Annotated in this window: 13 protein-coding genes; 5 read left to right on the top strand and 8 right to left on the bottom strand. The window is 68.8% G+C overall.

Annotation, left to right across the window (positions count from 1 at the left end):
• Positions 1 to 72: 72 nt before the first annotated feature.
• A complete protein-coding gene (locus tag RPQ07_RS12425) occupies positions 73 to 660 on the bottom strand; it encodes a TetR/AcrR family transcriptional regulator (RefSeq protein ID WP_313944184.1) in 588 nt (195 codons plus the stop codon).
• Positions 661 to 737: 77 nt separating this feature from the next.
• Between RPQ07_RS12425 and RPQ07_RS12420 the strand changes: the two genes are divergently transcribed.
• A complete protein-coding gene (locus RPQ07_RS12420) occupies positions 738 to 1682 on the top strand; it encodes a DMT family transporter (protein WP_313944183.1) in 945 nt (314 codons plus the stop codon).
• Here RPQ07_RS12420 and RPQ07_RS12415 read toward each other — a convergent pair.
• Entirely contained in the window at positions 1606 to 2574 is a 969-nt protein-coding gene (locus RPQ07_RS12415) for a YafY family protein (RefSeq protein ID WP_313944182.1), read from the bottom strand. The genes RPQ07_RS12420 and RPQ07_RS12415 overlap by 77 nt on opposite strands.
• A 63-nt stretch (positions 2575 to 2637) precedes the next feature.
• Here RPQ07_RS12415 and RPQ07_RS12410 point away from each other — a divergent pair, with 63 nt between their 5' ends.
• Complete coding sequence (locus tag RPQ07_RS12410) at positions 2638 to 3774, top strand: epoxide hydrolase (RefSeq protein ID WP_313944181.1); 1137 nt, start codon at positions 2638 to 2640, stop codon at positions 3772 to 3774.
• A gap of 251 nt (positions 3775 to 4025) precedes the next feature.
• Here RPQ07_RS12410 and RPQ07_RS12405 read toward each other — a convergent pair whose 3' ends face one another.
• On the bottom strand, positions 4026 to 4463 hold the full coding sequence (locus tag RPQ07_RS12405) for a hypothetical protein (RefSeq protein WP_313944180.1): 438 nt from the start codon (positions 4461 to 4463) through the stop codon (positions 4026 to 4028).
• 254 nt (positions 4464 to 4717) lie between these two features.
• A complete protein-coding gene (gene sodN / locus RPQ07_RS12400; RefSeq protein WP_313944179.1) occupies positions 4718 to 5113 on the bottom strand; it encodes a superoxide dismutase, Ni in 396 nt (131 codons plus the stop codon).
• Between the two features lie 150 nt (positions 5114 to 5263).
• Between sodN and sodX the strand changes: the two genes are divergently transcribed.
• Positions 5264 to 5683 carry a nickel-type superoxide dismutase maturation protease gene (gene sodX / locus RPQ07_RS12395; protein ID WP_313944178.1) on the top strand — a complete coding sequence of 140 codons (420 nt, stop codon included), beginning with the start codon at positions 5264 to 5266 and terminating at the stop codon, positions 5681 to 5683.
• Here sodX and RPQ07_RS12390 read toward each other — a convergent pair.
• The gene (locus tag RPQ07_RS12390) at positions 5587 to 6216 is read right to left on the bottom strand and encodes a CGNR zinc finger domain-containing protein (protein ID WP_313944177.1); all 630 of its coding nucleotides are present in this window, start codon (positions 6214 to 6216) and stop codon (positions 5587 to 5589) included. The two genes, sodX and RPQ07_RS12390, sit on opposite strands and share 97 nt — an antisense overlap.
• Positions 6217 to 6380: 164 nt before the next feature.
• Between RPQ07_RS12390 and RPQ07_RS12385 the strand changes: the two genes are divergently transcribed.
• Positions 6381 to 7070 carry a class I SAM-dependent methyltransferase gene (locus RPQ07_RS12385; protein WP_313948872.1) on the top strand — a complete coding sequence of 230 codons (690 nt, stop codon included), beginning with the start codon at positions 6381 to 6383 and terminating at the stop codon, positions 7068 to 7070.
• Between the two features lie 108 nt (positions 7071 to 7178).
• Here the strand turns inward: RPQ07_RS12385 and RPQ07_RS12380 are convergent, their stop codons facing one another.
• From RPQ07_RS12380 to RPQ07_RS12370, 3 genes are read right to left on the bottom strand one after another with little or no spacing between them, the layout of a single operon-like run.
• A complete protein-coding gene (locus tag RPQ07_RS12380; protein ID WP_313944176.1) occupies positions 7179 to 7940 on the bottom strand; it encodes an amino acid ABC transporter ATP-binding protein in 762 nt (253 codons plus the stop codon).
• Complete coding sequence (locus RPQ07_RS12375) at positions 7937 to 8872, bottom strand: amino acid ABC transporter permease (RefSeq protein WP_313944175.1); 936 nt, start codon at positions 8870 to 8872, stop codon at positions 7937 to 7939. Before RPQ07_RS12375 ends, RPQ07_RS12380 begins: the two co-directional genes overlap by 4 nt.
• A 36-nt stretch (positions 8873 to 8908) precedes the next feature.
• On the bottom strand, positions 8909 to 9871 hold the full coding sequence (locus RPQ07_RS12370; RefSeq protein WP_313944174.1) for an ABC transporter substrate-binding protein: 963 nt from the start codon (positions 9869 to 9871) through the stop codon (positions 8909 to 8911).
• A gap of 525 nt (positions 9872 to 10396) precedes the next feature.
• Between RPQ07_RS12370 and RPQ07_RS12365 the strand changes: the two genes are divergently transcribed.
• Positions 10397 to 11608 (top strand): NADP-dependent malic enzyme, encoded by a 1212-nt coding sequence (locus RPQ07_RS12365; RefSeq protein WP_313944173.1) that lies wholly within the window; start codon positions 10397 to 10399, stop codon positions 11606 to 11608.
• Positions 11609 to 11676: the final 68 nt, after the last annotated feature.

Genomic DNA, 11676 nt, shown 5'->3' with positions numbered 1-11676 from the left:
ACACGAACCCGCTTCAGAGGTCCGGGCGGCTGGCTCGGAGCAGGCGCCGGGCTCAGCAGCTCGCGAACCGGTTCAGCTCGTCGCGAGCAGGGAACGCGCCTGTTCGCGCGCGGCGCCGAGCGCGTCGGGGAAGACGTTCAGGCCGTGCGCCACGAGTGCGCCCTCGTGCAGCAGCATCAGAGTGCGGCCGAGGGTGTCGGGGTCCTTGGCCCCGGCATCCCGGGCCAGGTCGGTGAAGAGCCCGAGCATCCACGCCTTCTGGCCGGTGATGAGCGGGAACGCGGGATGCGCAGGATCGCTGATCTCTGCATGGGCGTTGACCATGCTGCAGCCGCGCGTGCTGTGCTCGCCCGCCCACACGCGGGAGGCGTCGAAGACGGCCAGGACGCGGGCGTCCGGTTCCGGCCCGGCCCCGTTCAGGCGCTCGGCGAGGAAGGCCCGCCACTGTTCGTCGCGCGCCGCCAGGTACTCCACGACGATCTGGTCCTTGGAGCCGAACCGGTCGTAGAGGGTCTTCTTGGTCACCCCCGCCTCGGCGGCGATCAGGTCGACGCCGACCGCGTGGATGCCGCGTTCGTAGAAGAGACGTGAGGCGGCGTCCAGCGCGCGGCGGGCGCCCGGGGTCATGGCGATGCGGTGCGGGGCCGTGGTGCTGCTCATGCCGTCGAGTATACCGATCTGTATAGTGGAAGAGGTAGACCGATCTGTATACCTGCTTCCCGGGCGGTGCGACCGACATGAACGTCCTGCTCTCCGCGGCCTTCGTCCTCTGCTGGAGCTCCGGCTTCATCGGGGCCAAACTCGGCGCGGGCAGTGCCGACGCCGTGACGGTCCTGATGTGGCGGTTCCTGCCGCTGGCCCTCGTCCTCGCCCTGGTCTCGGCGCTCGTCGCCCGCGCGTCCTGGCGCGGCCTCACGGCCCGGGACGTCCTGCGGCAGACCGTGATCGGAGCCCTGTCGCAGAGCGGCTATCTGCTCACCGTCTACGCGGCGATCCAGCTCGGCGTCTCCAGCGGCACCACCGCGCTGATCGACGGCACCCAGCCGCTGGTCGCGGGCGCGCTCGCGGGGCCGCTGCTGCGGCAGTACGTCTCGCGCCGGCAGTGGCTCGGTCTCTGGCTGGGCATTTCCGGCGTCACCGTCGTCACCCTCGCAGACGCCTCGGCGGTGCACGGCGTCCCGCCCTGGGCGTACGCGGTCCCGTTCGCCGGGATGCTCTCCCTGGTCGCGGCCACGTTCCTGGAGGGCCGCACCCGCACGCCCGTCGCCCCCTCGGTCGCCATGACCGTCCACTGCGCCACCAGTGCGGTCGTCTTCACCGCTCTCGCGGCCGCCTTCGGGGCGACGGCACCGCCCGCCGAGGGCTCGTTCTGGCTGGCGGTCGGCTGGCTGGTGGTGCTCTCCACCTTCGGCGGATACGGGCTGTACTGGCTGGTGCTGCGTCGCTCCGGGGTCACCCGGGTGAACACACTGATGTTCCTGATGGCGCCGGTGACGGCGGTCTGGGGCGCGCTGATGTTCGGTGAGCCGTTCGGGCTGCAGACCGGGCTCGGCCTCGCGCTCGCGCTCGTGGCGGTCGTCGTCGTGCACCGCGGCGAGCGGCCGGTCAGGACGCGGGGGTCGAGCGCTCGTAGCGCCGCGCCAGCTCCCGTAGATGAGCGAGCAGCTCAGGGGGGCCGGTGACGTCGAAGTCGTGGCCCAGCATGCCGAGATACACGCCCAGCGTCTCGACGGAGTCCGCGCCGGTGTCGAGGACGCACGTGGAGTCGTCGAGCGCCTCGACCACCCCGACAGCCGGATTGATGCGTTCGGCGACGGCCTCCGCCGGGGCGTGCACGGTGACCCGGGCGCGGTGGCGCCAGCCGGCCGCCGAGACGCGCCGAGCGACGTAGGTCGCCGCATCGCCGCCGTCGGGCAGTTCGCGCGGCGCGAACCGGGGTCCCGTGGGAGTTCGCGGCTGGATCCGGTCCACCCGGAAGGTGCGCCAGTCCCCGCGCTCCACGTCCCACGCCACCAGATACCAGCGCCGCCCCCAGGAGACCACCCGGTGCGGTTCGGTCACCCGGCGGGACGCCGAACCGTCGTGGGCGCGGTAGTCGAACCGCAGCCGCTCGCGGTCCCGGCAGGCGGCCGTCAGGACCGTCAGTACATCGGCGTCCACGGCCGGCCGCGGCTGGTCGGCCGGGACCGGCACCGTGTACGTCTGCAGCGTCTGCACCCGCCGGCGCAGCCGTGCGGGGAGAACCTGCTCCAGCTTCGCCAGCGCCCGCAGCGACGTCTCCTCCATGCCCGAGAGCGCGCCCTGAGCGACCGTGCGCAGCGCGATCGTCACCGCGACCGCCTCCTCGTCGTCCAGCAGCAGCGGGGGCATCGCGGTGCCCGCCGCGAGCCGATAACCGCCGGCCGGGCCACGGGTGGCGTCGACGGGATAACCGAGTTCGCGGAGCCGGTCGATGTCGTTGCGCACCGTACGGCCGCTCACCCCCAGCCGCTCGGCCAGTTCGGTGCCCGGCCACTCACGGGCCGTCTGGAGCAGGGACAGCAGACGCAGCAGTCGTGCGGAGGTTTCCAGCATGAAGTCGAGACTGCCAGCAATTCAGGAACCGAACGTGCCTAATCGCCTTCTACCGTTCTGTTCATGGACACCGACACCTCCGCACAGATCCGCCCCTTCCGCATCGAGATCCCGCAGGCCGACATCGACGACCTGCGCGACCGGCTGCGCCGCACCCGCTGGGGCGCCGAGGTCCCGGGCACCGGCTGGAGCCGCGGCGTGCCGGCCGGCTATCTGCAAGGGCTCGCCGAGTACTGGGCCGAGAACTACGACTGGCGGGCGGCCGAGAAGGCGCTCAACGAGTTCCCGCAGTTCATCGCCGAGGTCGACGGGCAGAACATCCACTTCCTGCATGTGCGCTCCGAGAACCCGGACGCCACACCGCTGCTGCTGATGCACGATTGGCCCGCCTCGATCATCGAGTACGTCGAGGTGATCCGTCCGCTGTCCGAGGACTTCCACGTCGTCGTCGCGAGTACGCCCGGCGTGGGCTTCTCCGGTCCGCTCAGCGCGCCGGGATGGAACAACGGCCGCATCGCCGCCGCGTACACCGAGCTCATGTCCCTTCTCGGGTACGGGCGTTACGGCGTTCAGGGCACCGGCGGCGGCGCCTGGATCGCGACCGAGATGGGCCGGCAGGCGCCGGACCGAGTCATCGGCATCCACGTCAACGGCTTCATCGTCTTCCCGTCCGACGACCCCGCCGACTTCGAGGGTCTGACCGAAGCCGAACAGGGCCGCCTCGCCCGGCTCCAGAACTTCCGTGACGACATGATGGGCTTCAACGTCATCCAGTCGACCCGCCCGCACACCCTGGCCCACGGACTGCACGACTCGCCGGTCGGTCAACTGGCCTGGATCGTCGAGAAGTTCAAGGAGTGGACGGACGCCGAGAAGGACCTGCCCGAGGACGCGGTCGGTCGCGACCACCTGCTCACCAACGTGAGTCTGTACTGGTTCACGGCCACCGCGGGCTCGTCGGCGAACCTCTACTACGAGTCGGCTCACGACCCGGCGGCGTGGGCCCCCAAGGAGCGCGGGACCGTACCGACAGGAGTCGCGGTGGCGCTCACCACCGACATCGCCATCCGCCGTTTCGCCGAGCGCGAGCACAACATCACGTACTGGTCGGAGCTGGAGCGCGGCGGCAACTTCCTTCCCCTGGAGCAGCCGGACCTCTTCACCCAGGACGTACGTGACTTCTTCCGTTCCCTGGACTGAACCGCCACCGCGGGCCGGGGCTCCGGTCCGGGCCCGCGGAGTGTCGGTGGCGCCCTGCAGGATGACGCCATGACCGATCCGGAGAAGGGGGTCCGCCTGCGGCGGGGGCGCTGACGCTGCCGGCCGTCGGGCGGGGCAGCGTCGCGGTGATGTTCCGCGCACAGGTCCCGGTACGAGGCGGTCCGCAGCAAGAGGCCGGACACACGGCCGATCGGGCAGCCCCTCCGGGAGGCTGCCCCATCGCTGTGCTGCTACATCTTCAGGAACTGGCTCCGGGCATTCTGCGTGAGCTCATCCTGCTTCGTGACGAGAACGAAGGTTGTGTACTGGCCGCTCGTGGCGCGGAACGTGGGTGCGGTGAACACCTTGTTGGTCGTGGCCGCCGTCGGGCACGCGTGGGCCTTGCGCGACATGATCTTGCGGTCGCCCGCCCGAACGGCCGTGATGATGATCTGGCAGCCCTTCGGAGTCTTCCAGTGTGTGTTCTTGGTGAACTTGGCGGAGGGGGCCACGACGCCCGCGGAGGCCTTCTTGATGCAAGGCGTCACGGACATCTGAGCCCTGGGGTTGCGGGGGTCGGGCGACGCGTAGTAGGTCCAGCACCCGCCGTTTGCCGCAGCGTGAGCCGCGGGAGCCGTAGCAACCGTCGAAGCGGCGATTCCAGCCGCGCCCAGGATGCATGCGGCCATTCGAGAAAACTTACGCAAGAGTGAACTCCCCTTTTGTTTCCCGCCCTGAAGGCGGTGGTCACGAGGGACCCTAGGGGAGTTGATCAATACCTGTCATGTGATCATCCATGATCTGAGGAGATCTTGAGGTCGCGGGAGGCGGGGCCGCACCACCGCTCCCGATCGTGTGCGCCCCGGGAGACGAACGACCGCACCCGGCCCCCAGGACGGGGAGCCGGGTGCGGCAGGAGCGCGAAGCGATCCGACGGATCGGATCAAGCCTTCTTGGTCTCCCAGAAGATCTTGTCGATCTGGGCGATGTAGTCCAGCGCCTTCTGGCCCGTCGCCGGGTCCGTCGAGCCCTTGGCGGTCGACAGCGCCTTGAGCGCGTCGTTCACCAGCTGGTGCAGCTCCGGGTACTTCTCGAAGTGCGGCGGCTTGAAGTAGTCGCTCCAGAGCACCGAGACGTGGTGCTTCGCGAGCTCGGCTCGCTGCTCCTTGATGACCGTGGCGCGGGCCCGGAAGTGCGGGTCCTCGTTGGCCTGGTACTTCTCCTGGACGGCCTTGACCGACTCGGCCTCGATGCGGGCCTGGGCCGGGTCGTAGACACCGCAAGGCAGGTCGCAGTGGGCGCTGACCTTCACCTTGGGGGCAAACAGGCGGGAAAGCATTGAGCTGTCCTTCCTCGTGATCGTCTTCTCAGGTGGGACATTACTCCGTGAGAGACCTGTTTTCGCGAGTGCCCCCTAGGGCTTAGGACAAAAGTCCAGGGTCAGTATGGGACTGGTGGCCGAACATACCGAGGGGCTCGGAGGTGGCGGATGAGTGAGCAGGGGCGGGAGCCGAGAGCGCCGTTCGGGGTGGCCGAAGTGACGGGGCCGTCCATGTATCCGACGCTCAGGCACGGCGATCAACTGCTGGTGCACTACGGCGCCGAGGTGAAGCCCGGGGACATCGCCGTGCTGCGCCATCCCCTCCAGCAGGATCTGCTCATCGTGAAGCGGCTGGTGGAGTGGCGCGAGGACGGCTGGTGGGTGCTGGGGGACAACCCGGGGGCCGAGGGCGACAGCCGGGTGTTCGGATCGGTGCCCCACGAACTGCTGCTGGGACGGGTGCGGGGGAGATACCGCCCGCTCGCGGAGGATCAGCGATCCGCCCGCGGGCTCGCCTCCTGGGCGCTCTCCGCGGTACGTCCCGTACTCTCCGACCGCTCGGTCTCCAGGCGCTTGCGGGCGCGGTAGGCGGCCACGTTGGCACGGGTCGCGCAGCGGTCCGAGCAGTAGCGCCGGGAGCGGTTGGTGGAGGTGTCGAGGTAGGCGTTGCGGCAGGGCAGCGCCTGGCACAGGCCGAGCCGGTCGACCCCGTACTCCGTGAGGTGGAACGCCAGACCCATCGCGGCGATCGCGGCGTATCCGGCGGTCGCGTTCGACGGGTGGTCGGCCAGGTGCATGTGCCACTTCGGGCGGCCGTCGTCGTCCCGGAAATCGTGGCCGGAGATCTGCGGGCTGACCGGAAACTCCAGCAGCAGCGAGTTCAGCAGGTCGACGGCTCCCGTCTCGTCGCCGCCGTCGGCCGCCGTGAAGACCGCCCGCAGCCGGCCCCGCACGGAACGGAACCGGGTGACGTCCGCGTCGGTCGCGCGGCGCGCGGACTGTGTGGACTCGCCGAACAGTTCCCGTACGGCGTCCACCGAGGTGAGGGAGTCCTTGTTACGGGCCGGCTCCTCGGTGTTGACCAGGCGCACGGCGTAGTCCGAGTAATAGGCCAGTTCCACTTGTAGTCCTTACCGCGGCGGTCTAGGGTCTGCGTAACAGCTGATGCTGCTTCGAGGGTATTACGGACGGGAGGTTTCCGGTGTCGGAGACAGTGACGAGCAAGGGTGCGGGCACCGACTGGCAGGCCTGGCAGGAGAGCTGGGACCGCCAGCAGGAGTGGTACATGCCCGACCGCGAGGAGCGGTTCCGGATCATGCTGGACATGGTCGAGGCCACGGTGGGCCCCGAACCACGAGTGCTGGACCTCGCGTGCGGTACGGGAAGTATTACGGACCGGGTCCTCAAGCGGTTCCCGAAGGCCACCAGCACGGGTGTCGACCTGGACCCAGCGCTGTTGACCATCGCCCGGGGCTCCTTCGCCGCCGACGACCGCGTCACCTTCGTCACCGCCGATCTGACCGACCCCGACTGGACGTCGCACCTGCCGTACGACGCGTACGACGCCGTGCTCACCGCGACCGCCCTGCACTGGCTGCGCAGCGGACCGCTCGCCACCCTCTACGGGCAGCTCGCCTCGCTCGTGCGCACGGACGGCGTCTTCATGAACGCCGACCACATGATCGACCGCACCACCCCGCGTATCAACGCCGTCGAGCGCGCCCACCGGCACGTCCAGATGGAGCGAGCCAAGGAATCCGGAGCGGTCGACTGGGCCGAATGGTGGGCCCTGGCCGGTCAGGACCCCGTCCTGGCGGAGCCCACCGCCCGCCGGTACGAGATCTACGGCGAGCACGCGGACGGCGAGACCCCCTCGGCCCGGTGGCACGCCGAGACGCTGCGCACGGCCGGCTTCGGCGAGGCCCGCCCGGTCTGGTGCTCACCCTCCGACACCCTGCTGCTCGCGCTGAAGTGACCCGGCTGCCGGGGCGCTGACGCGCAACGCACGGGAGGGCGGTACGGACCAGGTCCGTACCGCCCTCCCGTCTGACGACTCCTGTACCGGCGCCGTCCGGAGAACCTGCTAGAGCACCTTCGACAGGAACGACTTCGTCCGGTCGTGCTGCGGGTTCGTCAGGACCTCGCGGGGATGGCCGGACTCGACCACCACACCGTCGTCCATGAAGACCAGCGCGTCGCCGACCTCACGGGCGAAGCCCATCTCGTGCGTCACGACGATCATCGTCATGCCGTCCTCGGCGAGACCCCGCATGACGTCCAGCACGTCGCCGACCAGCTCCGGGTCGAGCGCGGAGGTCGGCTCGTCGAAGAGCATCAGCTTCGGCTCCATCGCCAGCGCACGGGCGATCGCCACCCGCTGCTGCTGGCCGCCGGAGAGCTGCGAGGGGTAGTTCCCGGCCTTGTCGGCCAGGCCCACGCGGTCCAGCAGCCGCTCGGCGCGCGCCCGGGCCACGGCCCTCGACTCGCCCTTGACCTGGATCGGCGCCTCCATGACGTTCGCGATGGCCGTCATGTGCGGGAACAGGTTGAAGCGCTGGAAGACCATGCCGATGTCCCGGCGTTTCACAGCGACTTCGCTGTCCTTGAGCTCGTAGAGCTTGTCGCCCTTCTGGCGATAGCCGACCAGCTCGCCGTCGACGGACAGCCGGCCGGCGTTGATCTTCTCCAGGTGATTGATGCACCGCAGGAAGGTCGACTTGCCGGAGCCGGACGGACCGATCAGGCAGAAGACCTCACGCGGCGCGACCTCGAGGTCGATTCCCTTCAGGACTTCGACGGATCCGAAGGACTTGTGGACGCCTTCCGCCTTGACCATGGGGTTCATGACGAAACTCCCTTCGGGCGGCGGAACGAGAACACGGTGGTCCTGACCTTCTGCCAGGGGGTGAGGGGAAGGCTGCGGCTCGAACCGCGTGCGTAGTACCGCTCGAGGTAGTACTGACCGACACTGAGGATCGACGTCATGATCAGGTACCACGCTGCGGCCAGGAAGAGCATTTCCACCGGCGCACCGGAGGTCTGGCCGATGTCCTGGGCCTGGCGCAGCAGTTCGTAGTACTGCACAGCCGCTACCAGCGAGGTCGTCTTCAGCATGTTGATGACCTCGTTGCCCGTCGGTGGCACGATCACCCGCATCGCCTGCGGGATCACCACCCGGCGCAGGGTCTTGCCGTGGCTCATGCCGAGTGCATGCGAGGCCTCGGTCTGACCTTCGTCGACCGACAGGAGGCCGGCACGGCAGATCTCGGCCATGTACGCGGCCTCGTTGAGTCCCAGGCCCAGCAGCGCCGTCAGCAGCGGCGTCATGAAGTCCGACCACTCGTCCTTGTAGAACGGGCCGAGATTCACGTACTCGAAGACGAGACCGAGGTTGAACCAGACGAACAACTGGACCAGGACCGGGGTGCCCCGGAAGAACCAGATGTAGAACCAGGCGATCGATGAAGTCACCGGGTTGTGGGAGAGCCGCATCACCGCAAGGACGATGCCGCCGACGATGCCGATGGCCATGGACAGCACGGTCAGAAGCAGTGTCTGACCCATGCCGTCGACGATGCGCTCGTCGAAGAAGTAGTCGGGGACGGCGCCCCAGTTGATCTTGCCTTGGGAGAAGGCATAGACGATCGCGGCGAATGCGGCGATCGCGAGGACGGCGGTCACGTAGCGGCCGTAGTGCCGGACCGGGATGGCCTTGATGGCCTCCGGTCCGGCGGACGGCACGGCGTCCGCCGGATCCGTCTTCTTGATGTCAGTCACGGGGTGCCTTTCAGTACCGACGCGGTCGTCTGCCGGTCAGGAACCGCCGTTGACCTTGGCTTCGGTGACCATTCCAGCACTGACGCCCCACTTGTCCATGACCTTCTTGTACTCGCCGTTCTTGATGATCGCGTCCATGGCGGCCTTGAGGGCATCGCGCAGCTCCTCGTTGCCCTTGGCGACCGCGATGCCGTACGGGGCGGCCTCGACCTGCTCGCCCACGAGCTGGAAGTCCTTGCCGCCACCAGAGGTCTTCACGGCGTAGGCCGCGACCGGGTAGTCGGAGGAACCGGCGTCGGCACCGCCGGCCCGCAGACGGGTCTGGGCCTGCTGGTCATTATCGAAGGCCTCGATGGCGATCGCACCCTTGCCGCCCTCCGTACACTTCTTCGACTCGGCCTTGGCCAGGTCTTCGGAGACGGTGCCGCGCTGCACGACGATCTTCTTGCCGCACAGGTCCGACCAGGAGGCGATGCCCTTGTCGGCGCCCTTCTTGGTGTAGATCGAGACGCCGGCGCTGAAGTAGTCGACGAAGTCGACACCCTCGCCGACCTTCTTGCCGGTCGCGGAGTCGACACCGTCCTGACGGTCCTTGGTGTCGGTCATCGCCGACATCGCGATGTCGTACCGCTTGGCCCGCAGGCCAGTGATCAGCGTGTCGAAGGTGCCGTTCTCGAACTGGAACGTCACACCGAGCTGCTTGCCCATGGCGGCGGCGAGGTCCGGGTCGATACCTGCCGTCTTGCCGGCGCCGTCCTTGAACTCCACCGGCGGGTACGCGATGTCCGAACCGACCTTGATGACGCCCTTGTCGCGGATCGACTGCGGAAGCTTGTCGGCGAGCGGGGCCGCGCTCGTCTGGGTGGAGTCGCTACCCGAATCGCTGCCTGTCTGGTCACCGCAGGCGGTGAGGAGCAGCGCGCCCGCGACCGCGATGGCGCCGACCGCGGCGATCCGGGTCCTGGCGGCGGTCGTACGACGAGTGGTGCTTGCGGTCATGATCGGGGTCCTCCGGCGGGTGAGGGAAGTGCCATTTCAGCGGTCGTGCACTCATCTTCGAGTGTCGCCACCTTGTGTGTTTTCGGCATCTTGCCATTCGGACTAGCCCATTCAGGGGGCCACGCATGTCAAAATCGGGTAACGGGACACCCCCGACCCCCTCCCGGGCCGGTACATCACGACCGGACCATTCACGGGAATACCTGCTTCCGACCGGAAGATCTGCGGCTCGTAGCCTGCTACGGGCGGCATTCAGGGCGCGTAGCTGACGTGTCCTGACATTCGGCGACGAGTCGTGTCAGCAACTGGATACCGACTCGTCGCCGGTGCTCCTGGTCAGGTAAGAAGGACGCTTACACCCCTCATCCGGGGCTCAGGGCGCGTGTGCGGCGCGCCCGCGCGTATGTACCTCCCCCCGCCGGAGCGGGCCAACCGCCGAGGCAGGGCACGTACGCGGTGCCCGCCCACCCCTCCTCAACCAGGAGTGGAAACCCTCAACTGATGAAGACTTAAGGGGTCAAACACATGGCAGCGGAGATCGTCAATCCTCGCAGCGACAGCGGTTCGGAGAGTGCTCCCGAAGAGCCCTTCGATCCGGCCTTCGCGCTGCATCGCGGCGGCAAGATGGCCATCCAGGCCACCGTGCCGGTGCGGGACAAGGACGACCTGTCCCTCGCGTACACACCCGGCGTCGCCAAGGTGTGCAGCGCGATCGCCGAGCAGCCCGAGCTCGTCCACGACTACACCTGGAAGTCCCAGGTCGTCGCCGTCGTGACGGACGGGACCGCGGTGCTCGGTCTCGGCGACATCGGCCCGGAAGCCTCTCTTCCGGTGATGGAGGGGAAAGCGATCCTCTTCAAGCAGTTCGGCGGCGTGGACGCGGTCCCGATCGCGCTCGCCACGACCGACACGGACGAGATCGTCGAGACCGTCGTGCGCCTGGCGCCCTCTTTCGGCGGAGTGAACCTCGAGGACATCTCGGCGCCCCGCTGCTTCGAGATCGAGCGCAAGCTCCAGGAGCGCCTGGACATCCCCGTCTTCCACGACGACCAGCACGGCACGGCGGTCGTCACCCTCGCGGCCCTGCGGAACGCGGCGAAGCTGACCGGGCGCGGCCTGGGCGAGCTGCGCGCCGTGATCTCCGGCGCGGGCGCGGCCGGGGTGGCCATCGCGAAGTTCCTGCTGGAGGCCGGCCTCGGGGATGTGGCGGTCGCCGACCGCAAGGGCATCGTCAGCCGTGACCGCCAGGACCTGAACTCCGTCAAGCGTGAGCTCGCGGAGATCACCAACAAGGCCGGGCTGAGCGGCTCCCTGGAGACCGCGCTGGCCGGCGCGGACGTCTTCATCGGCGTCTCCGGCGGGACCGTGCCCGAGGCGGCCGTCGCTTCGATGGCCCCCGGCGCGTACGTCTTCGCCATGGCCAACCCGAACCCGGAGGTCCACCCCGACGTCGCGCACAAGTACGCGGCCGTCGTGGCGACCGGTCGCAGCGACTTCCCGAACCAGATCAACAACGTGCTGGCCTTCCCGGGGATCTTCGCGGGCGCACTCCAGGTGCGGGCGTCGCGGATCACCGAGGGCATGAAGATCGCCGCGGCGAACGCGCTGGCCGACGTCGTGGGCGACCAGCTCGCCGCCGACTACGTCATCCCGTCGCCGTTCGACGAGCGGGTCGCTCCCGCGGTGACGGCGGCGGTCGCGGCGGCGGCGCGCGCCGAGGGTGTCGCACGGCGCTGACCACCTGACCACCCGGCCGGTCTCCGGCCGCGGGCGTACGGGCTACGGGCCGTGCCGCGCTCCGAGAG

The sequence above is a fragment of the Streptomyces sp. AM8-1-1 genome (assembly GCF_032229325.1).
In the GTDB taxonomy this organism is placed as follows: domain Bacteria; phylum Actinomycetota; class Actinomycetes; order Streptomycetales; family Streptomycetaceae; genus Streptomyces; species Streptomyces achmelvichensis.
Note: the sequence above shows the minus strand (reverse complement) of the source record. Positions and strands in the feature narration are given on the sequence as shown.